The sequence below is a fragment of the Burkholderia sp. AU45251 genome (assembly GCF_030482905.1).
In the GTDB taxonomy this organism is placed as follows: domain Bacteria; phylum Pseudomonadota; class Gammaproteobacteria; order Burkholderiales; family Burkholderiaceae; genus Burkholderia; species Burkholderia aenigmatica.
Genome location: NZ_JAUJQH010000031.1, coordinates 23,154 through 45,158 on the forward strand (window position 1 = coordinate 23,154; position 22,005 = coordinate 45,158).

Here is a 22,005-nt window from a genome sequence, read left to right on the forward strand (position 1 = left end):
TATGGCGTCGGTTCGGTCGCCGTCAGTGCGCGGCGGATGCCTTCAGCAGCCGCAGGATCTCCGGCGTATCGGCGGCGTCCGCCAGCACTTTCGCGGACGGCTTCACGCCGGCATCGAGCAGGCGCTGCACGCCGTCGACACGACGCGCGGTCACTTCGCCGTCGAGCAGCGCATCGTCGTGCAGCACGTCCGGGTTTGCGTCCTTCGCGAGCAGCACGAAGACCGATGCCGGCACGGGCGGATTCAATGCGTCCGGCAACGCGACATCGGCGAGCCGGTACGGGTTGTTGTCATGGAGCTGCCAGCGCAGCATGCCGCGCGCCTGCCACTTGCCGAGCACCGCGAGCGCATCCGGCTCCGGCAGCTTCACGAGTTCCGCGACGAGGTCGCTCGCCTGCTCTTCGCGGCCATCGCGCAGCGTGTCCGGCGGCGGCAGGTTCGGCACCAGCGCGTCGAGCACGAGGGCCTGCCGGCGCGCGCGATCGGGCGACGCCTGCGCATCCGCGTCCGGCCGGTTCTGCCGCAGCAACTGGCCAGCCACACGCCAGCGATCGTCGCGGCCGTGTTCGTCGCGCGGCACCTGGTGCGCACGCAACATCACGCCGAGCCAGCGCCACATCGACTCGACTTCCTTGTCGTCGTTCGACGTCACGCCATCGCCGACGATCTCGTCGAGCGCCTGACCGCACACGAACGCGCGCTGTCGCACCGGTTCGAGATCGGTAAAGTACTTGTGCACGGGTTCCGGCAGCGCATCGAAGTCGGCCTGACTCATGTCGGGCGGATGGTGGCCCGGGCACGAGCCCGCGTCGGCGATCTCCCGGCCCGCCACCGCCTTCACGGGTTCAGGCGGCGAATCGCCGCTACGCGCGACCGGATACAGTTCGATCCCGTCGACCTGGAAGCCCTGCATTGCCAGCATCACGACACCTGTCGTCGAATGCTTCGTCTCGAAGTTGTGGCCGGTAATCGACGTGACCTGATATGGCGCGCCGATCGGCATCTTGATCAGCTCGCCGCCCGGCACGTCGAGCACGCAGGCGCCCGGCGGCGCCTTGTCGGGGCCCTCGGTTTCCAGCTCGGCCTCGTGCGTCGGTGCCGTTTCGACACTCCATTGGCCGGCGTCGCGCACGCGCAGCACGATCTCGCCGCCCACTTTCTCGACGCGCAGCGTCGCGGGTTTGCCGGCCGCCGGCGCGTAATCGCCGAGCAGGGTATCGCAGCCAGTGCCGGCCCGCGCGGACAGCGACGCGAGCAACAGCAGACAGAACAAGGGGGTACGCACGGCTGAAGCCTCTCTCTTCGAATTGTTTTGGGGAATGTCCGGCGCGACAGCGCACGGCGGCGGCGACACGACCGATCGCCACCGGACGCCAATATAGCGAACACGGGCGACGTGTGCCAGCCGGCGCGGGCACATGCGACAGGCAGGAAAACGGAAAGGTGTGGTGTGGCGCGTGCCGGATGGGCCCCCCGGACGAAACGGAGCCGCTGCGTGCCGCGCCGGCCGTCAGTCCGCCGTGTCGCCGCCCTTCGGCACCTTCGACCACGCCTTGCGCCCCGGCAACGGCGACCACCCCGGGCGGGTCTTGCGGGCGCTGTCGATCACGACCAGGTAGCGGCCCGCGATCGGCGTGATGTCGCGATCGCGACGCAGCACCCACAGCGACTTGCCGGCCTCGACGCGCGCCTGGTAATCGTCGTCGAGCAGACCGTGCCGGTCGAAGAACGTGTTCAGCGACGCTGGAATCCGCACGCACCCTTTCGAGTGCCGGATGCCGAGCAGCGATTCGAGGCGATCGGGATCGGTCGCATGCATCTGGAAGCGCATCGGCGACACACCGCCCTTGCCCCAGCCGCGCTCGCCATCCACCCAGCCGAAGTCGTAGATGCGCATGTCGCGGCGGCCGTAGCCGCGAATGCCGTTCTCGTTCGTCGTGCCTTCCGCGCGGAAATCCATGTTGTCCGGCGAGTGATGGAACACGCCGAGCGGTGTCAGGAAATGGTCGTATTTGCCCGGCAGCCCGGTGCCGACCGGCGATGCACCGATCATCATCCACGCGTTGGCCGGCGTCGCGCGGAAGTAGATGAACAGCGCCTGCACGGTCGGCGCGCGGTCGACCATCGCGATGTATTCGCCGGCGAGATCGCCGAGATCCGCATCGGCGAGCGCCTTCTGGAGCCGCTCGCCGTAGGCGCGCTGCTCGCTTGCCGGCACGTTCAGGCGCCGCGTGACTTCCTGCGTGAAGCGCTTGCGCATGTCGACCGCGCGCGCCGTCGCATTTTTCGCCTCCTCCGCCGACAGTGGCGGATGCCGGCGCGGCGGCGTCGGTGCGGGGGGCCCAACCTCGCTGGCGGGCGTCGCGGAAGCGGCCGATGCAGGTGTCGCGGCGGAAGCAGCGGAAGCGGCAGAGGCCGCCGATACGCCCGATGCACTCGATGCACTCGATGCGCCCGACGCCGGACTGGCAGGCTGCGCAGGATGCGTGTGCGATGCGGCAGGCGCGGACTGCGCCGCCGACGCACCCGACAACGCATGCGCCGACGAAACGGCATGCGCACGGGAAGCCGCCGATGCGGGCGACTCGATTGATGAGGATGACGTAGTGGCAGGCGACGATGCGCCGGACGCCGCAAAGGCAGGCCGCTCGACCAGCACGGCGATCGGCAGTGCCGCCGCGAGCCAGATACACGCAGCGGCGACACGAGCAAGACAACGCGGCTTTGCAAATCGCAGCGTGAAGCTGAAAGGCATCATACGTTCGAAGCCATCGGCCGATCCGGCCGCCGCATTGCTGCTGTTGCGAGCGGCGCATCTTCCGCGCGAGCCATCGACACGTCCGGCGCATCGTGCGCGCCCGGCGCCGACGCCTCTTCGCGGCGGAGCCGTTCGCTGTTGCAACGCGACCGGTCCGATGGCGGCTAATGAGTCGTCAGGCCCTTCATTTTACGCGTCCGCGCAAGAATCGGCAGCGACGCAAGTGGCGGTTTCCCGGCGGATTTGCGCTTCGTCACGCTTTGTTTCAACTCGTTGCCGCCCGTATTTTCGTTACGTGGCAATCTTGTTGGTTGGGCGTTCGAGACCGGCACCGGTCGTCGCCTGCTTCGCCATGGCACGCCTGCATCTTCAAATCGATTCGCATACCGGATCATTCCCGATCCGCGGCACACACCGTACGCGCGATGCAATCGCCATCGCATCGCACGCATGCCGCACGAACCGTGCGACACGCGTGCACCATCGCCGATTACTTCGAGATGGCTTCGAGCGCGATGCCCTTCGTGCGCGGCCCCATGAGCCCGATCGCGGCCATCACGATCACCATCGCGCCCGCAATGAACGCGAACACGCCGAACGTGCCGAAGCCCTTCAGCACGGCCGCGATCACGAACGACGAGAAGATCGCCGAGAAGCGGCTCCACGAATAGACGAAGCCGACCGCCCGTGCGCGGATCGACGTCGGGAACAGCTCGGCCTGATACGCGTGGAAGCTGTACGACATGATGTTGCTGGCGAGCGTGAGGCCGATGCCGAGCACGATCAGGAATGCACCCACCGTCGTCTGGCTGAACAGCAGCCCGCAGACGACGATCGCCGCCGCCATCGCGACGATCACCGACTTGCGCTCGAAGCGGTCGGCGATCACGAGGCCGATCAGCGGGCCGATCGGTGCGGCGAGCGCGATCACGCTCGAATACATCAGGCTCGACGTGATCGTGATGCCCTGCTTGATCAGCAGCGTCGGCACCCAGTTCGCGAAGCCGTAGAAGCCGACCGTCTGGAACACGTTGAAGATCGTCATCATGATCGTGCGGTTGCGATACGGCTGCACCCACATGTCGCGGAAGCTGCCGCGCGGCGGCACGGGCTCGGCGGGCGCGGGCGGCGGCAGCGGCCGCCCGTATTCGGCTTCGACCTTCGCCTCGAGCGCACGCATGATGCGGTCGGCTTCGTCGACCCGGCCCTGCTGCGCGAGCCAGCGCGGGCTTTCCGGCAGTTCGCGGCGAATCCACCACACGAACAGCGCGCCGTGCGCGCCGATCAGCACGACCCAGCGCCAGCCATCGAAACCGAACGGCGCATGCGGCACGAGCAGATACGCGAGGAACGCGACCACCGGCACCGCGACGAACCCGACCGCCTGCTCGCACGCGAACGCGCGGCCGCGGATCTGCTTCGGGACGAGCTCGGAGATGTACGTGCCGATCGTCACCATCTCGACGCCCAGGCCGAGACCGACGACGAAGCGCCAGACGTTCAGCCCCGCGGCGGTGTCCTGGAACGCCATCACGACGTTGGCGGCCGTGTACCACAGCAGCGACCACGTGAAGATCGCGCGACGGCCGAAGCGGTCGGCGAGGAAGCCGCACGCGATCGTGCCGATGAAGAGCCCTGAGAACAGCGCGGCGATGAAGCTCGCGACGCCCGTGGTGCCGAACAGGCCGTGCGTCGTCGCCGACAGGATCCCGCTTTTCACGAGGCCGGGCGCGACGTAGCCACTGTAGAGCAAGTCGTAAAGCTCGAAGAAGAAGCCGAGGCTCAGCAGGACGACGAGCTTCCAGACGGTACGTGTAGGCGGCAGGCGGTCGAGGCGGGCCGAGATGGAGCCGGGGTCGATCGCCGCGGGGCGGGCGGTGCCCGCTGCGGCGAGCGGGTCGGGCTGGGTGGATGCCATGGTGGCAAGTCTCCGGATTCTTGATTGTCCTGGCGCTACCAGAGCGTTGCTGGCGAGCGGCTTCGCGCATTTTAGCGAGGCGAGCGGCGGAACACATCAGTCGACTGACACACAGAAGCGGCTGTAATCCAGCCGGTGCCGCTTTCACTGGCTAATGAAGCACAACGTCACACGGGCTTCACGGTCGGCCAATCGACACTTTCCACGTCCAGAAACTCGACGCCTTCGATGCCACGCCTGATAGCCTCGTCGCGAAAATTCCCGGAGCAGATCAGCGAATTGCTGCTTCCAACCATGCCGACCAGCTTGAAGACCGGGCATGAAAAATCGCTGGAAACAACCAGCTTTCTGATTCTCTCGATGCCACCGAACTTTCCAGTCACAAAGGCCGACTCGCCGCCATCCACCTCTTCGGGTTGAAAGCTCGGGAAGATCGACACGCAATAGTCCCTTCCGGAAACCCGCTCTCCCGCCAAAGACAGAATCTCGACCGGCGCGACATCAACCATCGGGACGCTCAGCGCAGAGAGGACAGCCCCGAATCTCTCGCTGATCAGGTAATAGAAACCCAAGTCGCTGCGAACGTCAAAATCGCACCGAGCCTCTTCGGTGATGAAAACCACACCGTCGGGAAACGGTTCGTGTGCCTTCCTGCGCGACGGATTGGCATACCACGGGAAATATCCCGCTTCGACGCGCCTGGCATCCGGATAGTACCGGTCATACAACGCCCCATTGAGCATGCCGGCCGGGCAGCCTGGCGCTGGACGTTGAGACAGAACGTAATGCTTCACGATAGATCGCCCCTTGCTTGGCACACTCGGCTGTCGCCGATCTCCGGTATCGCCGACAACACGCCTGCTTGATCGGGTCTCAACCGGCCGGCGGGATACCCGGCGTGAACCGGACGCCTTTCTTCGCGGCGCGCAGGACGGCATCGGCCAGTTGATCCCCGACGACAATGTAGGTCGGGGAATCGGATTGCCGACCGATTCCGATGGCCGGGAAATCGGGGCGCAGGACCATCTTTTTGAAGCCGACCTTGGCGTCAGGAAACCCGTGGATTTTCACCATGATCGGCTCGGAAGCATCGTGATCGACCGCATCGACTTTCCGCAGCGGGTTGAGAAGAAAGTACGCGCCATCGATAGCGCCGCCGCTCGAGCCGATGACAGCCGGGATGAACTGAACATCGTCGTCGTTCACCAGCGCCTCGATCGCAACACGCACCGCTTCACTGACGAGCGGAATCAGGATGTCCGACCAGATGACGCCGTAACCCCCGATCTTTGACCGCCCGCTTCGTGGTAGCTCGAACGATAAAGGGGCTGGCGTTGCGACGCGCTTTCCCGCCTGCAACTCGAAACGATCCACCCCGTTTTTTGCGTCGTCGTAGCGTGCCATCCGGCTTTCCGGATAGTCCGCCTCCGTGGTCCAGATTTTCGTCATCTTTCACCGTATCCGTTTCATGCGGATCGATCCAGTGCATGCGCCGACCGTGCATCCCTGCTCGCTTTTCTCCAGCAAAGCACAATATTTCATGCAAGCGCCCCGATTCAATCGATACCGAAGCCAGTCATATTCAGCGCTACCGGCGACAGGATGAACGACGTGCCATCCGCGTCCTGCTTGACGTGCCAGAGAGCCAGACCATTCGTCCACAATTTGCCGGCGATCGTCAGGTACTCGTCCGCTCTGTTGGCAAGCATTCCGCCCAATACAAACGGAGGAAGCCACATCAGCTCGATACGGCCATCTCCCCTCCAGCCTTCCTGAAGGAACCGCTCGCGTGCGAGCTGTTCATACGGCGCCGGATCGCTCAGGAATTCGCTGGCAGGGCGACAGAAATTCAGGTTATCCACCCACTCGTACGCATAGCAAAAGAAGTTGCCCAGCGCGTCCGGGGAATACGGAATGACATCGCTTTTATTGATGGAATAGCCCATGCATCACACCCTCAACCTGATTCGTGTCCCGAAGCGAACGCGTTTCGCTTCACTCATATTGCGTCAGCTCCAACCGGATCGACGCCAGCAGATCCCGCGGCAATACAAGCTGCCCGTTGTCTGCCGGCGCCGGAAAAACCGCGCATAGCCTTTGATCCTTCTCCATCCCGGGCAGCCAGCGCGACAAGAACGCGTCGAGCGGAATCGCTTTCGCATGAAAGCCCGTCCACGCGTCATCGGCACATAGCGCCGCGAAGTCCTGCTCGGGCCAGAACGGAATCGCCATGCGGCCCTCTGCGGTTGCGGTCGCCCACCCCGTATCGAACAGGCCCCAGACGACTTCCGAGTCGGCAATCTTGCGAATGAAGTAATCGAGTCGTGCCTGAGTATCGAGCCGCAGAACGCTTTCGATCTTCTGTGGGTGAAGCGCCATCACTCGCCTCCGTCTCGACGTCGGGTCTGATGGACATCGGCCGCGAGCGTGCCCGGGTGCGGAATCGCGTTAGCCACCGGCACCGGCCGGCTGACGTTAACGTCGCCGCGCGCACTGAAACCTTCGCCGAACGGCACGCTATCGCCCGGATCCGCATCGGACGGCCACGACGTTGCCCATTCATCCGCCGCGCTCGTAGGAAGGGGTTGATCTGCCACGCTCTCAGGATTCTTTTCGTTGTTCGTATTTCGACGCTCGGCGACCGAGCCGCGTCTCGTGCTCCGGACGACCTGCCGGTAACTCGCGGGATTGTACGACGACCGGACGGCCGGACAATGTCCGGCCACCCGTTCCCCTGCACCTGGCAGCGACTCATGCCCCGTTTGTCCGGCTCGCCCACGCGCCGGCTTTATGTAAATTTCGTAACCGTCTGTCCCGCCGCCGGCCAACGCCCACCGCCAAAAATGCACCCGTTCCGGCGCAATTCGATCGACACACCCGCCGTAAAACGGTGCAAACAGCCCATCCCGCCGTGTGTCCCCCTTTTCGGCCGCCGCGACACCACAGATGCACATTCGGGAGTCGTTCACCTCCGCGCCCCGGTAACATGCTACCGGGCCAACCACCGGCTTCCGGGCGCCTTTCGGCGACCGGCATTGTCGGCAAATCGTAAGCATTCCATGTCTATACAACGACTATCCCTCTACGCGCGCCGGATCGCGCTGATCGCACTGCTGCAGTTCGCGGCGATCGCGACCGCGTCAGCGTTTCCAGGGGCCGCCTCAGCCCCGATGGCGAGCGGCGTCGGCGCCCCCGTGCCGGCCATCTCGCTGAGCGACGCCGTCGCGCAGCTCAAGCAGATGCAGGTCGAGCTCGACCGCATCAAGCAGCAGACCTCGACGTCGACCAACAGCAAGGAACTCGATGCGCTCGACGACTCTGCGCAGGAGCTGAGCAGCGACGTCGCGAAACTGCAAAGCGATCTCACGCCGCAACGCGCGCAGATCCAGGCGCAACTCGACGTGCTCGGCCCGCCGCCAGCCGAAGGTGCCGCGCCGGAAACGGCAGCCGTCGCGAAGCAGCGGGCCACGCTCGACGCACGCAAGACGCAGATCGATGCGGCGCTGAAGCAGGCGGCTGACCAGAAGACCAGCCTCACGAACCTGACCGAGCAGTTCGCGAAGCTCCATCGCGGCCTGCTGAAGAACCAGCTCGCGTTCCGTTCGGGCAGCATCTTCAGCGCGCAGTTCTGGCTGCCGCTGTTCCATCTGTCGCCGGACGACCGCCAGCGGCTCGAGGATTTCGACGACGAACTGTTCGACATGCTGCATTCGTCGTGGGTGCCCGGGCAGCGCGCGATCACGACGGTGCTGCTGATCGCCGCGTTCGCGGCGTGGCTCGGCGGCCGCCGGCTGATCGAGCGCGGGCTCGCGTGGATCGCGCTGAACCGCCTGCCGCACACCCGCCTGCGCCGCAGCGCGCTGGCACTGTCGACCGCGCTGTCGACGTTCCTGGCCACGGCCATCGCCATTCAGATCCTCTACCTCGCCGTCGCGCGCCACTACGCGCTCACGCCGTCGCTGACCGATCTGTGGGACCAGTTCGCGAAGCTCGCCGCGACCTGCGCGCTGATCGCCGGGCTCGGCCGTGCGCTGCTCTGCACCAAGCACCCGTCGTGGCGCCTGCCTGCGCTCGCCGATCCCGTCGCGCTCGCGATGAAGCCGTTCCCCGGCATCCTGGCGGCGCTGCTGCTGATGTCCGGCACGCTCGAATCGATCAACCGGATCGTCGACACCAGCCTGTCGGTCACGTTGTTCGGCCGCGGTATCGTGTCGCTCGTCGTCGCGCTGACGGTCGGCGCGTCGCTGCTGCGCTCGAACCGCGCACGCACCGCGCTTGCGGCGGCCGGCGAGGCGCCCGAGCAGCGCTCGACGCTCGCCGGGCTGATCCACGCCGGCGTCACGCTGGCGATCGTCGCGTCGCTGATCGCACTCCTGATCGGTTACATCACGGTCGCGCGCTTCATCACGTACGAACTCGTGTGGTTCGAGATCGTGCTGTGCGCGACCTACATCCTGATCCAGTTGACGCGCGATGCGAGCGAAAGCCTGTTCTCGTCGAGCCTGTCGACGGGCCAGCAGATCAAGCACCTGTTCGCGCTCGAAGACCGGCACCTCGACCAGGCCCGTACGGTCCTGTCCGGTTTCGGCACGAGCCTGCTGATGCTGATCGCGGCGATCGCGCTGCTGACGGGCGGTTTCGGCACGACGCCGGGCGACCTGCTCGACAGCGCGGTCGCGATGATCGGCAGCCAGCGGCTGCAGAGCCTGAACATCATGCCCGACCGGATCCTGAACGCCGTGATCGGGTTCGCGATCGGCTTCTACCTGCTGCGCTCGCTGCGCCGCTGGCTCGACAGCGAGTTCATGCCCGCACTCGGCATGGATACGGGCATGCGCGTGTCGCTGATCACGCTGTTCACCAATGTCGGCTACGTGCTGCTCGTGCTGATGACGCTCGGGCTGCTCGGCGTCCGGTGGAACAACCTCGCATGGATCGTCAGCGCGTTGTCGGTGGGTATCGGCTTCGGCCTGCAGGAGATCGTGAAGAACTTCGTGTCGGGGCTGATCCTGCTGACCGAGCGCCCGGTAAAGGTGGGCGACATGGTCAGCATCGCGGGCGTCGAAGGCGACATCCGCCGCATCAACGTGCGGGCGACCGAGATCCAGCTCAGCGACCGCTCGACCGTGATCGTGCCGAATTCGCAACTGATCTCGCAGAACGTGCGCAACGTGACGATGGGCAACAGCACGCAGGGCGTCGCGACGCTGGCGCTGACGTTCCCGCTGAACACCGATCCCGAGCAGGTGCGCGACCTGCTGCTCGACGCGTATCGCTCGCATGACGCGATTCTCGAGAAGCCGGCGCCGTCGGTCACGTTCAGCCAGCTCACCCCGGACGGCATCACGCTGAGCGTGACGGGTTACGTGTCGAGCCCGCGGATCGCCGGTTCGACGAAGAGCGATCTGCTGTTCGAGATCCTGAAGCAGTTGCGCGCAGCGGGGATCACGCTGTCGAGCCCGCAGATGCTGGTCGTGCAGAACATGCCGGTGGCGGAGCAGTGATGCACGTTCCGCGCCGCGCGCGTTCGCGCTAGACAGGAGGCTGTCCGCGGTCGATGCGCAGGTTCGCGACATCGTCCCCGGACACCACCCATTCATGTCCGGCCTGCGTCATGAATGCGATGGCGCCGCCCGCGCGCCGGGCGGCGACGAACGGATCCGACGTCGTCGACATCACGATCCAGTCGACGCGGTGTCCCGTCCGCTTGTAAAAGAAGCCGTACGACCCGTGCGACGCACCCTCGCCGCCCGCATAGGTCACCCCGTCGATCTCGATCGAAAATCGCTCGAACGCATCGGTGACCTCCGATACGTCGATCTCGATCGCCTCATCCAGATCCAGCCGCGAACCGGCCACCGTGTAGCCGATCACGCGTGTCCGGCTGAACGCAATGCAATCCGCTTGAAAGTGCGATTCATCCCGTATCAGGTCGGCGAGCGTATCCATTCTTCCTCTCCGTCTCGATCCGGTCAGTCGATCGTGACCGTCTCCGGCCAGCCGTAGACGATCTCGTCGTTCTGCGCGTCATCCTCATCGCACCGGATCGTGATCAGGTTTCCGCTGGGATCCAGGACGTGCGCTGCGTAGCCGGCCCGCATGCGCGCGATCTCCGTGAACGTCGCGCCGATCTCCTTCAGATGCCGGCAAAAGACACCGAAGTCCTTTTCGACCCAGATCTGCAGGATCGAGATGCCGCTGACCGGATCGCGCTTCTCCCGATAGACGAACAGACCGGCTCCGGCGTCGCCCCCGAACAAGACTTCGTGGTCGTCTACGACCTGAAAGCCCAGGCCACGCTCATAGAAATCCACCATGGCCCGGATGCCCTTCGGCTTCACCGGAATGACAAACCTGACCTTGCTTTTGATGTCGTCCATCTTGTCTCGCTTGCTTGCAGTTGGTTTCGCGGTATTCAACCCGATGCCGATCGACCCGACACCTTCGTCAATGGCGGCAACGGAATCCCGCCCTGCTCCAGGACGGCGATCGTCTTGCGAAGAAAAGCCAGCGGCCGATCGGTTCTCGCGCCGTACAGATCGACGATCCCGACTTCGACGACGGCCTCGACCAACGCCATGAACCTTGGCAACTCGCCGTCCGGCAGTGCCGATTCGACGCCTGGCGGAACCGGATCGCCTCTGCCGTTCAGTTCGAGCAAGGCTCCTTGACTCGCCCACTCGGGCAGGCTCCGGGCGACCGCGATGGCATCGAGATGCGCGAGGAGGGCATCGATGGCCGCGTGCGAAACCCCGTTTGCGTCGCAATAACGACGCAAACACGCAGACGCATAGACCTGCAGGTCGACCGGCGACCACATCGCCAGTCTCGCGAAAAGCTCGTTTCCGTTCACGATCCCGATACCGTCAGCCGGGGCCGGTTGATCCGTTCGCCGGGAAACGCATCTGTCGACGTGTCGCCCGCGCGCGTTCCCGGCCTGTCATCCAATCCCCCGCGCCCATCACCCCGATCGGCGCCAACGCGCACGATACCGCATTGCGCCGCCCCAAAACACCAAGGGCCGGCACCGCAACGCGGCAGCCGGCCCTTTCTACTCACACGCAGCGCCGAAACCGGCGCGCCGCATCAAACGTCGAACTTCACGCCCTGTGCCAGCGGCAGCTGACGGCTGTAGTTGATCGTGTTCGTCGCGCGGCGCATGTAAGCCTTCCACGCATCCGAACCCGACTCGCGGCCGCCGCCCGTTTCCTTCTCGCCACCGAACGCGCCGCCGATTTCCGCGCCGCTCGTGCCGATGTTCACGTTGACGATCCCGCAGTCGCTGCCCGCTGCCGACATGAACTGCTCGGCCTCGCGCATGTCGTTCGTGAAGATCGCCGACGACAGGCCTTGCGGCACCGCGTTGTGCAGTTCGATCGCGTCGTCGAAGTTGTCGTAGACCATCACGTACAGGATCGGTGCGAACGTTTCGCGCTCGACCACCGCCGATTGCTTCGGCATCCGCACGATGGCCGGACGCACGTAGTACGCATCCGCGTGACCGATGTCGACGCGCTCGCCGCCCTTCACCTCGCCGCCCTGCTCGCGTGCATCGCCCAGCGCCTTCTGCATCGCGTCGAACGACGCGCGATCGACCAGCGGGCCGACCAGCGTGCCTTCTTCAAGCGGGTTGCCGACCTTCACCGACGTGTAGGCCTTCTCGATGCGCGGCAGCAGCTGTTCGACCAGGCTGCGATGCACGATCAGGCGACGCAGCGTCGTGCAGCGCTGGCCGGCCGTACCGACCGCCGCGAACGTGACCGCGCGCACCACGAGATCCAGATCCGCGCTCGGCGCGACGATCATCCCGTTGTTGCCGCCGAGTTCGAGGATGCCGCGCGCGAGACGCTGGCTCAGCACCTTCGCGACTTCCTGGCCCATCCGCACGCTGCCCGTCGCGCTGACGACCGGCACCTTCTTCGACGCCGTCAGCACCTCGCCGACATCGCGCATGCCGAGCACCAGCTGGCTCAGGCCCTTCGGCGCGACGCCCGGATGCGTCTTCTCGAACTCGCGAATCGCCTTCTCGAGCAGCACATGGCACGCGATCGCGGTGAGCGGCGTCTTTTCGGACGGCTTCCACACAACCGAATCGCCGCACACGAACGCGAGCGCCGCGTTCCAGGCCCACACGGCGACCGGGAAGTTGAACGCCGAAATCACGCCGCACACGCCGATCGGGTGCCACGTTTCCATCATCCGGTGGCCCGGGCGCTCGGACGCGATCGTCAGACCGTAGAGCTGGCGCGACAGGCCGACCGCGAAATCGCAGATGTCGATCATTTCCTGCACTTCGCCGAGCCCTTCCGACGTGATCTTGCCGGCCTCGAGCGTGACGAGACGGCCCAGTTCGGCCTTGTGCTCACGGAGCACGTTGCCGAACACGCGCACGAACTCGCCGCGCACCGGCGCCGGCACCGTGCGCCACTTGAGGAATGCGTCGTGCGCAGCGTCGATCTTGCGCTCTGCGTCGGCCGGCGTATCGACAGCCAGCGTCGCGAGCGTCGCGCCGTCGAGCGGCGAACGCGCGGTCAGTGCATTGCCTTTCCACTGGGCGAGATCGATATCGAGCGCAGCAAGAATGTCGTTGAATTGCATCACTTCCTCTTCAGGGACAGATTGATCGGTGCGGCGGCAGCGCCGCCCGCGTGATTCGATTGGAGCGCGTTCGCGCGCCCTGTGCAAGCGGATGCGCCGCGCGGCGGGCCCGGTGCGCCGTCCGGCGCATCGCGCAGCGCCGCCGCCGGAAACCCGGCCGGACGGCGCGCACCCGCCTCGCAAGGCACGATCCATGAATGACATTGTCGGCGGCCACAAGTCGGGCCGCTATTGATATTAACTCACGACTTCATTCCGAAAACGCAATACCCCGGCGAGACAGATCCCCCTCGCCCCTGGTCGCGCCGATACATGTCTCAAGCTTGACCCGCAGGCCATCGGCGCGCGCCGGCGGCCGCGTCGGTCAGCTTGCGAGTTGATGACAAAGTTGCATCACCCTGTTCGGAAATATCGTTTGCCGCCCGCGCCACGGCCCCACACAATCGGAGCGCGTCGAGGTGCACCGCACCCGGCGCGCCGACGGCCGCCCGAATGCGGCCGGACGACAGACGAACGCGACGCGCAATGCGGCCCGGTTCCCCCGAACCCGGCCCGCACGGCACCGCCGCCGTCCGGCCGGCGGCCGGCGACGAGTTGCGCTTCGTAGCCAAAAAACAATCCGGAGACAGCGCCCAGCCCTCGCCCATGCATTCTGATGCTCGCCCCGATTCCCCTGATTCGTCCGGCTCGCGCCCCGCGAAGCCGTCCCTCCACCGCAGCCTGCAGGAGCGCCATCTGCGGATGATCGCGATTGGCGGCTCGATCGGCACGGGCCTGTTCGTCGCGTCCGGCGCATCGATCTCGCAGGCCGGCCCCGGCGGCGCGATCGTCGCGTACATGCTGATCGGCCTGATGGTCTACTTCCTGATGACGAGCCTCGGCGAAATGGCCGCGTTCATGCCCGTGTCGGGCTCGTTCGCCACTTACGGCTCGAAGTTCGTCGACGAAGGCTTCGGCTTCGCGATCGGCTGGAACTACTGGTACAGCTGGGCCGTCACGCTCGCGGTCGAACTCGTCGCCGCGCAGCTCGTGATGAACTACTGGTTTCCGCACGTGCCGGGCGTCTGGTGGAGCGCGCTCTTCCTGACCCTGATCTTCGCGCTCAACGCGCTGTCGGTGCGCGGCTTCGGCGAGGCCGAATACTGGTTCGCGCTGATCAAGGTGCTGACGGTGGTCGCGTTCCTCGGTGTCGGCCTGATGATGATCTTCGGCATTCTGAAGGGCGGCCCGAGCGCGGGCTGGACCAACTTCACGATCGGCGACGCGCCGTTCGCGGGTGGCTTGCCGGCGCTGATGGGCGTCGCGATGATCGCCGGCTTCTCGTTCCAGGGCACGGAAATGATCGGCGTCGCGGCCGGCGAATCGGAAAACCCGCGCAAGACGATCCCGCGCGCGGTGAGCCAGATCTTCTGGCGCATCCTGCTGTTCTACGTGCTCGCGATCTTCGTGATCGGCGTGCTGATTCCCTATACCGACCCGAGCCTGCTGAAAAGCGACGTGACCGACATCGGCGTGAGCCCGTTCACGCTGGTGTTCCGCCACGCGGGCCTCGCAGTCGCGGCCGGCGTGATGAACGCGGTGATCCTGACGGCCGTGCTGTCGGCCGGCAACTCGGGCATGTATGCGTCCACGCGGATGCTCTACAACCTCGCCGTCGAAGGCCGCGCGCCGAAGATCTTCGCGAAGCTGTCACGCGGCGGCGTGCCGCGCAATGCGCTGTATGCGACGACGGCCATCGGTGCGCTCTGCTTCCTCACGTCGCTGTACGGCGACAAGACGGTCTACCTGTGGCTGCTGAACACGTCGGGCATGGCCGGCTTCATCACGTGGCTCGGCATCGCGATCAGCCACTACCGTTTCCGCAAGGGCCTGCTGAAGCAGGGTTACTCGCTCGACCAGCTGCCGTACCGGTCCAAGTGGTTCCCGTTCGGGCCGATCTTCGCGTTCGTGCTGTGCGCGGTCATCGCGCTGGGCCAGGACTACCAGGCGTTCCTCGGCGACAAGATCGACTGGGCCGGCGTCACCGCGACCTACATCGGCGTGCCGTTCTTCTTCGTCATCTGGCTCGGCTACGCGCTCGTGCGCAAATGCCGGCTGGTCCGCTACGAGGACATGGAGATCGCGCCGTGGATCGAACGCAACGCGAAGGCCGCAGCGGCCGAGGCGGCCGAGGCGCAGGCCCATGCCGAGCAACCGGGCTACATCGCCCGCCCCGCGAACCCGACGTCGGGCGCGTAACGAAACACAGCGAGCCGGCGGCCGACTGAACAGCGCCGCCGGTTCGTCCTGACAACCTCCATTCGACGCGGCGCGCGCGTTCAGGCAAGATCGACGCGCCGTCCGTTTTTTTCGCCGTTTACGAGTCACAGAATCACATGCAGAACTTCTACGAAGCCACCGTTACCCGCCAGCCCTATCCGCAACTGACCGGCACGATCGACACGCAGGTGTGCGTCGTCGGCGGCGGGCTCGCCGGCCTGTGCACGGCACTCGGCCTCGTCGAGCGCGGCATGCGCGACGTGGTCGTGCTCGACGGCGAACGGGTCGGCTTCGGCGCGTCCGGCCGCAACGGCGGCTTCGTGTTCGGCGGCTACAGCCTCGACAACGCCGACCTGCTGCGCACGCTCGGCCGCGACGAAGGGCGCCGGCTGTACCGGCTCACCGTCGACGCGGTCGACCTGATCCGCGCGCGGATCGCGCGCTACGGCATCGACTGCGACATCGTCGACCAGGGCGTGATGCTCGCCAACTGGTTCGACGATCCGTCCCGACTCGACGGCGTGCGCACGCTGATGAAGAACGAACTCGGCGTCGACTGGGAGCCCGTCTCGACGAACGCGCTGCGCGAGCGGCTGAAGTCGCAGCGCTATTACGGCGGCCTGTTCGAGCCGAACGCCTTCCACTTCCACCCGCTCAAGTACGTGCTCGGCGTCGCGGCCGCTGCCGCGCGCGGCGGCGCGCGCATCTACGAACGTTCGGCCGCGCTCGGCATCGCGCGCGAAGGCGCCGGGTACGTCGTGCGCACCGCGCAGGGCACGGTGCGCGCGAAGGATGTCGTGTTCGCCGGCGGCGGCTACGCGCGCGGCGTGTCGCCGCGTATCGAGCGCGCGGTGCTGCCGATCGCGACCTACGTGATCGCGACCGAACCGCTCGGCGAGCGCCTGCCCGACGCGATCGACGCGCCGTACGCGATCTACGACACGCGTTTCGCATTCGACTATTACCGCCCGCTGAAGGACACGCGCATCCTGTGGGGCGGCCGGATCTCCGTGCTCGACCGCGGCCCCGACGCGATCGCGCGCCTGCTGCGGCGCGACCTGCTGCGCGTGTATCCGCAACTGGAAGGCGTGAAGGTCGACTACGCGTGGGGCGGATTGATGAGCTACGCGCGGCACAAGATGCCGCAGATCGGCCGCGACGCGGACGGCGTGTGGCACGCGATCGCGTTCGGCGGCCACGGGATGGCGCCGACCACGGTCGCCGGCGAAGCGCTCGCGGCCGCGCTGGCCGAAGGCCGGCCGGTGCCGGAAGGCTTCAACGCATTCGGCCTCACGCGCACGTTCGGGCTGGCGGGCCTCGCCGCCGCGCAGCTCACGTACAGCGCATACCAGGCCCGCGACGCGCTCGCGTCCTGCCGCCGCTGAGCGGCGGCCACGGCGGCCGGAACCGCCCTGCCGATTAGAGCGCGAGGTCGGCCGGGCGGGAATTTTCCACATGCTAGAATGGCTTTTCCAAGCCGCCGAAGCCACAATAAAGTCACATGAAAGCAGGAAGCAAGGCCGCCACGTCCGCCCCCCGCGCGCTTCCGTCCGATGCGCGGCGCAAATACGATCCCGAGCAAACCAAGCGCAACATCCTCGACGTCGCCACGCAGGAATTCTCCGCGATGGGCCTCTCCGGCGCGCGCGTCGATGCCATCGCCGAGCGCACGAACACGACCAAGCGGATGCTCTACTACTACTTCGAAAGCAAGGAAGGCTTGTACGAGGCCGTGCTGGAGAAGGTGTACGGCGACATCCGCGCGCTCGAGCAGGAGCTGCACGTCGGCGACATGGAACCGCGCGAGGGCATGCGCCGCCTCGTCGAATTCACGTTCGACTATCACGACAAGCATCGCGACTTCGTCCGCCTCGTGTCGATCGAGAACATCCACGGCGCGAAGTATCTCGAGCAGCTCAAGTCGTTCAAGAACCGCAACGTCAGCATCATCAAGACGCTCGAGGAACTGGTCGAGCGCGGCGCGGCGAGCGGCGCGTTCCGCACGGACATCGACGCATTCGACCTGCACCTGCTGATCAGCTCGTTCTGCTTCCACCGCGTGTCGAACCGCTACACGTTCGGCGCCGCGTTCGGCCGCGATCCGTCGGCGCCGCGCCTGCGCGCGCGGCATCGCGACACGATCGCCGACGCCGTGCTGCGCTACGTCGCCGCATAAGCGGCGGCGCTAGCCGCTTTCCCCTGCCAGCCACACCTCGGGCGCGCGACATCCGCGCCCGTCGCGCACTCATGCGTCAGTCCGTCGGCGCGGTCGACGCCAGTGCGATCCGCGCCTTCTCTTCCGGGCTCCCCGCCGCGTAATACTTCTTCGCCCAGCTCGAATCGGGCGCAAGCGCGAGCCGCGCATGCGCACCCGTGCCGGCGTCCGTGCCGTGCTGCTTCGCGTTGATCGACAGTGCCCGCGCGCGGTAGTGCTCGTAAAGCCGCAGGAATTCCGCGAGATAGATCGCTGCGATCCGCGGGTCGCGGATCTCGAGCAGGTTCTCGTCGTTGAACTGCTCGGAGTTGCGGCTCATGTTCGCCGAGCCCGTATAGACGACCGGATTCGCGCCTTCGGCATCGATCACGATGAACTTGTGGTGGATCACGACGGGCGGAAAGGCCGGCGCCGGTTCCCCCGGGAACAGGCGCAATTCGGGCTCGAAACCCTGCGGCACGGTGGCCGGCGAGAAATACGCGGCATCGATCACGTCGTGGTTGTCGCGGCTGCGGTGATACAGCTCGAGGTTCGCGAGCGTCGCCGCATCGAGCGTCTGGCCGGCCTGCTGCTCGGCATCGGCCTTCGTTGCGCTGCCGACGTTGATCTTGTTCACCAGCCCGAACATCATCAGCCCACGGTCGCCGGCAGCGAAGCACGCGTCGCGCAGCGCCGCGTCGGTCGGCATGAACAGGCAGAACGACACCGAATGCTTCGCGGCCGCGATCGCGGCGACGATCGTGTCGATCTCGGTGCGCTGCCCCGCCGGCTCCGGCGAAAACGCGACACGCACCTGCGCACTGCCGATCGTCATCGGTTCCGACCAGCCCGGCGACAGCTTCGCCGTCTCCGCGATCGACGGATTCCCGGCCAGCGCATGCGCGCGATCGTTGTACAGCGCGGCAAGCGCGGGCGAATCGAACGCGTGCAGCACGTTCGCCTGCTCCGTGAGTCCCTCGGTCGTGAAGTTCGCGGAGCCGGTCAGCACGCGCGCGGGCACCGGGTTCGACGACGCATCGGTCACGATGAACTTGTCGTGCATGATGTGCGTCTTGTCGCGCGGCGCGAGCGTCGCGAGACCCTGCAGCGCGTCGACGGCCGGCTGGTTCGGCGACGGCAGCGGCGGCTTGCCCTTGCGCGCCGTCGTGTGCGCGTCGTAGACGATCGCGAGCGACGCTTCGCCGTGCTGACGTCCGAACGCTTCGAACGCGGGCAGCGCCCACAGCGTGTCGGTCAGGTGATAGACCGCCGACGCCGCGCGCGACGCGGGGTCGAGCATCTCCGCGAACACCTGCTCCATGTCGTTCGCGAGCCACGTGCGCAGCTTCAGCGCCTGCGCGTCGCTCGGTGCCGCGTTCGGCGCGAGGCCCAGCGCGGCGACCTGCTTCGCGAACGCCTGCGAGCTGACCACCGCGCGGTTGAACCACGTGCCGATGCCGTCCTCGATGTGCGCGGGCAGCACCACGTCGCACACGCCGGCTTGCGCGTCGAGCACCTGCAGGTTCGCCGGCGCGCCGACGACCGGATACACGTCGTAGCGGAACGATGCGCCGCGGTCCTGCGGATCGATCCGCGCATCCCACCACATGAATTTCTGGATCGGCGCCTGGTCGGTCGGCGCGTCGCCCTGCGTGTGCGCGGCCGGGCCATCGAACGTCAGGCGGTTCGGCAGCCAGCTGTCCGGCGCGCGCGTCTTGCCGTCGGCCGACCAGAAGCCCGGCGTGCGCCGGATCGCGAAGCCGAGGAAATCGGACCGCGACGCCGCATCGGGCCAGTCGAAGGCCAGCAGGACCAGGGTAGGGGAAAGATAGCTGCGCACGCTGACGGTCATTCGTTGCTCCCTGGCCTTGCGGCCGGTCGAGTTGAATGGGTCAGTCTTGACGGCGCGTCTTCCCGCAGGATGACGATTCGATGAACCTTGTATGTCGGACGCGCGTCAGTCGCACACGAGCAGCTCGATCCCGCGCGCGGTCAGCGCACGGCGCACGGCCTTGTCGGGCGCGCGTTCGGTCACGAGATAGCGGGCGGCCGCCGTGCCGTTGATCCGCACGGGCGTCACGCGACCGAATTTCGAATGGTCGGCGACGATCATCGCGGTGCCGGCCGCCGCGATCATCCGGCTGCGCACCTCGGCCGCGAGCCGCGAGTAGTCGGTGCATTCGCCGTCGGGCGTGATGCCGCCGGCGCCGACAAACGCGAAATCGACGTGGTACTGCGCAAGCTGCTGGATCGTGTCGAACCCGAAGGTGGCGTCCTCGTCGTCGGACAACTCGCCGCCGAGCAGCGTCACGCGGTTGCCGTTGCGCCGGGCGAGCACGAACGCGGTGCGCCAGTCGTTCGTGTAGATCGACAGCCGGTGCCGGTCGGCGAGCGCGAGCGCAACCGCATGCGGCGTGCTGCCCGAATCGATCAGCACCGACGCATCGTCGGGCACGAATTCGGCCGCGCGCCGCCCGATCGTGCGCTTCGCTTCGGCGTTCGCGGCTTCGCGCTCGGACAGGCTCGGCTCGCGGCGGTCAGCCGCCAGCGCGCCGCCGTGCGTCATCACGAGCAGGCCGCGTGCGGCCAGTGCGTTCAGGTCGCGCCGCACGGTCTCGCGCGACACGTCGAGCGAGCGGACGAGTTCCGCAACCGACAATGCGCCCGACCGTCCGAGCTCCGACAGGATGAATTGATGACGTTGTTCCGCCAGCATCGCGTATGCGCCCGAGGCGACTGGTAATGGGTAAGCCGACCATTGTATTACGGCCGTTTGACCGGCATTTGACTGCGGCGCGAAACCGGGCCGGCCGGGTTTCCCGAAAGCGAAATTCTGTATTGCCCGACGCGCGCGAATCGGCGCGGCGCCGGTTGCTACACTTTGCGCTTCGCCGAACGACAGACCAAGCAAAGGGGCTCGCGCCATGTATCGCAAAGGCAGTGTGATCGAAATCCAGTTTCCGCCCGAACGACTCAACGACGCGGCCGGCGATCCGTACTGGATCGATCTGACGCTCGACGAGGCACGCCGGCTGTACGAACAGCTCGCCGCGCGCTTCGCGACCGACGCTCGCGCCAACCAGCCGCTCGACACCTTCTCGATCGACTGATCCACGCGGCTTCACGCTCGCCCGCTCCGCCTGCGGGGCGGCGCCCCTCCCCTGCCCCGCCCGGCCCGACGGCCGCATGCGCGGCACGCAGCATGAGTGCAGGATTCGACAAGACGCCGGTATCGCTTCCCCCGATACTGGCTGGCTTTACGATTCTGTCCGGCCGCCTCGCGGCCCGCCACGCATGCTGACCTCGATCGTCGCCGCCGCCTTCGTCGCACTCTGGTCCACCGGCTTCATCGTTGCGCGGGCAATCAAGCCCTACGCCGATCCCAACCTGTTCCTGCTCGCGCGTTTCGCGGGCACGGCCACGCTGTTCGGCGCGGTGGCGCTCGTCACGCGCGCGCCGTGGCCAGCCCGGCGCGAATGGCCGCGTCACCTGATCGCGGGCGCGCTGCTGCAGGGCGTCTATCTCGGCGCGAGCTACTGGGCCGTCGCGCAAGGGCTGAACGCGGGCGTCATGGCGCTGCTCGGCGCGCTGCAGCCGCTCGCCACCGCCGTGCTCGCCGTCCCGCTGTTCAACGAGCGCCTGCCCGCGCGCGGCTGGTTCGGGATGGCGCTCGGGCTCGCGGGCGTCGCACTCGTGCTCGCGCCGAAGGTCACGGGCGGCGTCGCGCCGCCGCCGGGCGCGGCGCCCGCGTGGCTGGTCGTCGCCGTCTCGGTGCTCGCGGTCGGGTCGATCACCGCCGGCTCGCTGTACCAGAAAGGCAAGCTCGCGCAGAGCGACCTGCGCACGGCCGTTGCCATCCAGAACTTCGGTGCGGCCATCGTCGCGGCGATCTTCGTCGCGCTGCTGCACGAGACGCGCTGGATCGGCGCGCCGACGCTGTGGGTGTCGCTCGTGTGGGGTGTCGTGTTCCTGTCCGGCGCCGCAATCTCGATGCTGATGTGGATGCTGCGGCGCGGCAACGCCGCGCGCGCGACATCGCTGCTGTTCCTCGCGCCGCCGCTGGCCGCGCTGCAGGGCTACTGGCTGTTCGGCGAAACGCTCGCCGCGATCCAGCTTGCCGGCTTCGCGCTCGCGCTGGTGGGTGTCGTGCTCGCGCGGCGCTGACGCGCGCCACGGGGCCGGTACCCGCATCGGAGCCGTGCGCCAGGATGCCCCGCGCGCGGCATCCTGCACCCGCCCGGCGCACCGTGCACCACGGCGAGGCAGCCCGTCTCGCCG

Annotated in this window: 18 protein-coding genes and 1 pseudogene; 6 read left to right on the plus strand and 13 right to left on the minus strand. The window is 66.8% G+C overall.

Features of this window, described 5'->3' with window-relative positions; translation table 11 throughout:
• Positions 1 to 22: 22 nt before the first annotated feature.
• The 7 genes and pseudogenes from QZM67_RS35025 to QZM67_RS35055 form a co-directional block, all read right to left on the minus strand.
• The gene (locus tag QZM67_RS35025) at positions 23 to 1,285 is read right to left on the minus strand and encodes a hypothetical protein (RefSeq protein ID WP_301810511.1); all 1,263 of its coding nucleotides are present in this window, start codon (positions 1,283 to 1,285) and stop codon (positions 23 to 25) included.
• Between the two features lie 225 nt (positions 1,286 to 1,510).
• A pseudogene (locus QZM67_RS35030) lies at positions 1,511 to 2,849 on the minus strand (hypothetical protein).
• 399 nt (positions 2,850 to 3,248) lie between these two features.
• Complete coding sequence (locus QZM67_RS35035; protein ID WP_301810514.1) at positions 3,249 to 4,676, minus strand: MFS transporter; 1,428 nt, start codon at positions 4,674 to 4,676, stop codon at positions 3,249 to 3,251.
• 167 nt (positions 4,677 to 4,843) lie between these two features.
• The gene (locus QZM67_RS35040) at positions 4,844 to 5,470 is read right to left on the minus strand and encodes a hypothetical protein (RefSeq protein ID WP_301810516.1); all 627 of its coding nucleotides are present in this window, start codon (positions 5,468 to 5,470) and stop codon (positions 4,844 to 4,846) included.
• A 79-nt stretch (positions 5,471 to 5,549) separates the two neighbouring features.
• A complete protein-coding gene (locus tag QZM67_RS35045) occupies positions 5,550 to 6,125 on the minus strand; it encodes a DUF1629 domain-containing protein (RefSeq protein ID WP_301810518.1) in 576 nt (191 codons plus the stop codon).
• Between the two features lie 107 nt (positions 6,126 to 6,232).
• Positions 6,233 to 6,622, minus strand: coding sequence for a hypothetical protein (locus tag QZM67_RS35050; protein WP_301810521.1), 390 nt, complete (start codon positions 6,620 to 6,622; stop codon positions 6,233 to 6,235).
• 49 nt (positions 6,623 to 6,671) lie between these two features.
• Positions 6,672 to 7,055 (minus strand): DUF2750 domain-containing protein, encoded by a 384-nt coding sequence (locus QZM67_RS35055; RefSeq protein ID WP_301810523.1) that lies wholly within the window; start codon positions 7,053 to 7,055, stop codon positions 6,672 to 6,674.
• Positions 7,056 to 7,735: 680 nt separating this feature from the next.
• On the opposite strand from QZM67_RS35055, the gene QZM67_RS35060 reads away from it, so the two are divergent.
• Entirely contained in the window at positions 7,736 to 10,180 is a 2,445-nt protein-coding gene (locus tag QZM67_RS35060) for a DUF3772 domain-containing protein (protein ID WP_301810527.1), read from the plus strand.
• A 28-nt stretch (positions 10,181 to 10,208) separates the two neighbouring features.
• Here the strand turns inward: QZM67_RS35060 and QZM67_RS35065 are convergent, their stop codons facing one another.
• The 4 genes from QZM67_RS35065 to QZM67_RS35080 form a co-directional block, all read right to left on the minus strand.
• On the minus strand, positions 10,209 to 10,625 hold the full coding sequence (locus QZM67_RS35065; protein WP_301810530.1) for a hypothetical protein: 417 nt from the start codon (positions 10,623 to 10,625) through the stop codon (positions 10,209 to 10,211).
• A 23-nt stretch (positions 10,626 to 10,648) separates the two neighbouring features.
• The gene (locus QZM67_RS35070) at positions 10,649 to 11,056 is read right to left on the minus strand and encodes a VOC family protein (RefSeq protein WP_301810533.1); all 408 of its coding nucleotides are present in this window, start codon (positions 11,054 to 11,056) and stop codon (positions 10,649 to 10,651) included.
• 35 nt (positions 11,057 to 11,091) lie between these two features.
• Positions 11,092 to 11,529, minus strand: coding sequence for a hypothetical protein (locus QZM67_RS35075; RefSeq protein WP_301810535.1), 438 nt, complete (start codon positions 11,527 to 11,529; stop codon positions 11,092 to 11,094).
• A gap of 233 nt (positions 11,530 to 11,762) precedes the next feature.
• Positions 11,763 to 13,274, minus strand: a complete 1,512-nt coding sequence (locus tag QZM67_RS35080; RefSeq protein ID WP_122948034.1) for an aldehyde dehydrogenase family protein — start codon at positions 13,272 to 13,274, stop codon at positions 11,763 to 11,765.
• Between the two features lie 645 nt (positions 13,275 to 13,919).
• Here QZM67_RS35080 and QZM67_RS35085 point away from each other — a divergent pair.
• The 3 genes from QZM67_RS35085 (at position 13,920) to QZM67_RS35095 (ending at position 17,709) form a co-directional block, all read left to right on the plus strand.
• Positions 13,920 to 15,512 carry an amino acid permease gene (locus QZM67_RS35085; protein WP_301810537.1) on the plus strand — a complete coding sequence of 531 codons (1,593 nt, stop codon included), beginning with the start codon at positions 13,920 to 13,922 and terminating at the stop codon, positions 15,510 to 15,512.
• A gap of 137 nt (positions 15,513 to 15,649) precedes the next feature.
• Positions 15,650 to 16,918 (plus strand): FAD-binding oxidoreductase, encoded by a 1,269-nt coding sequence (locus tag QZM67_RS35090; protein WP_043180794.1) that lies wholly within the window; start codon positions 15,650 to 15,652, stop codon positions 16,916 to 16,918.
• A 116-nt stretch (positions 16,919 to 17,034) separates the two neighbouring features.
• Positions 17,035 to 17,709 (plus strand): TetR family transcriptional regulator, encoded by a 675-nt coding sequence (locus tag QZM67_RS35095; protein ID WP_175023416.1) that lies wholly within the window; start codon positions 17,035 to 17,037, stop codon positions 17,707 to 17,709.
• Positions 17,710 to 17,785: 76 nt separating this feature from the next.
• On the opposite strand, the gene QZM67_RS35100 is transcribed toward QZM67_RS35095, so the two are convergent.
• On the minus strand, positions 17,786 to 19,579 hold the full coding sequence (locus tag QZM67_RS35100) for a phospholipase D-like domain-containing protein (protein WP_301810542.1): 1,794 nt from the start codon (positions 19,577 to 19,579) through the stop codon (positions 17,786 to 17,788).
• Positions 19,580 to 19,684: 105 nt separating this feature from the next.
• A complete protein-coding gene (locus QZM67_RS35105) occupies positions 19,685 to 20,443 on the minus strand; it encodes a DeoR/GlpR family DNA-binding transcription regulator (protein ID WP_089451863.1) in 759 nt (252 codons plus the stop codon).
• A 208-nt stretch (positions 20,444 to 20,651) separates the two neighbouring features.
• Between QZM67_RS35105 and QZM67_RS35110 the strand changes: the two genes are divergently transcribed.
• The gene (locus QZM67_RS35110) at positions 20,652 to 20,837 is read left to right on the plus strand and encodes a hypothetical protein (protein WP_006480515.1); all 186 of its coding nucleotides are present in this window, start codon (positions 20,652 to 20,654) and stop codon (positions 20,835 to 20,837) included.
• A gap of 184 nt (positions 20,838 to 21,021) precedes the next feature.
• Positions 21,022 to 21,891: a DMT family transporter gene (locus QZM67_RS35115; protein ID WP_043180803.1), complete on the plus strand. Its 870-nt coding sequence runs from the start codon at positions 21,022 to 21,024 to the stop codon at positions 21,889 to 21,891.
• Positions 21,892 to 22,005: the final 114 nt, after the last annotated feature.

Coding starts and splice junctions, on each gene's coding strand:
- QZM67_RS35085 (WP_301810537.1), top strand. CDS start 13,920: ATGCATTCTGATGCTCGCCCCGATTCCCCTGATTCGTCCGGCTCGCGC.
- QZM67_RS35115 (WP_043180803.1), top strand. CDS start 21,022: ATGCTGACCTCGATCGTCGCCGCCGCCTTCGTCGCACTCTGGTCCACC.
- QZM67_RS35105 (WP_089451863.1), bottom strand. CDS start 20,443: ATGCTGGCGGAACAACGTCATCAATTCATCCTGTCGGAGCTCGGACGG.
- QZM67_RS35095 (WP_175023416.1), top strand. CDS start 17,035: ATGAAAGCAGGAAGCAAGGCCGCCACGTCCGCCCCCCGCGCGCTTCCG.
- QZM67_RS35080 (WP_122948034.1), bottom strand. CDS start 13,274: ATGCAATTCAACGACATTCTTGCTGCGCTCGATATCGATCTCGCCCAG.
- QZM67_RS35110 (WP_006480515.1), top strand. CDS start 20,652: ATGTATCGCAAAGGCAGTGTGATCGAAATCCAGTTTCCGCCCGAACGA.
- QZM67_RS35090 (WP_043180794.1), top strand. CDS start 15,650: ATGCAGAACTTCTACGAAGCCACCGTTACCCGCCAGCCCTATCCGCAA.
- QZM67_RS35065 (WP_301810530.1), bottom strand. CDS start 10,625: ATGGATACGCTCGCCGACCTGATACGGGATGAATCGCACTTTCAAGCG.
- QZM67_RS35055 (WP_301810523.1), bottom strand. CDS start 7,055: ATGGCGCTTCACCCACAGAAGATCGAAAGCGTTCTGCGGCTCGATACT.
- QZM67_RS35100 (WP_301810542.1), bottom strand. CDS start 19,579: ATGACCGTCAGCGTGCGCAGCTATCTTTCCCCTACCCTGGTCCTGCTG.
- QZM67_RS35050 (WP_301810521.1), bottom strand. CDS start 6,622: ATGGGCTATTCCATCAATAAAAGCGATGTCATTCCGTATTCCCCGGAC.
- QZM67_RS35045 (WP_301810518.1), bottom strand. CDS start 6,125: ATGACGAAAATCTGGACCACGGAGGCGGACTATCCGGAAAGCCGGATG.
- QZM67_RS35060 (WP_301810527.1), top strand. CDS start 7,736: ATGTCTATACAACGACTATCCCTCTACGCGCGCCGGATCGCGCTGATC.
- QZM67_RS35035 (WP_301810514.1), bottom strand. CDS start 4,676: ATGGCATCCACCCAGCCCGACCCGCTCGCCGCAGCGGGCACCGCCCGC.
- QZM67_RS35070 (WP_301810533.1), bottom strand. CDS start 11,056: ATGGACGACATCAAAAGCAAGGTCAGGTTTGTCATTCCGGTGAAGCCG.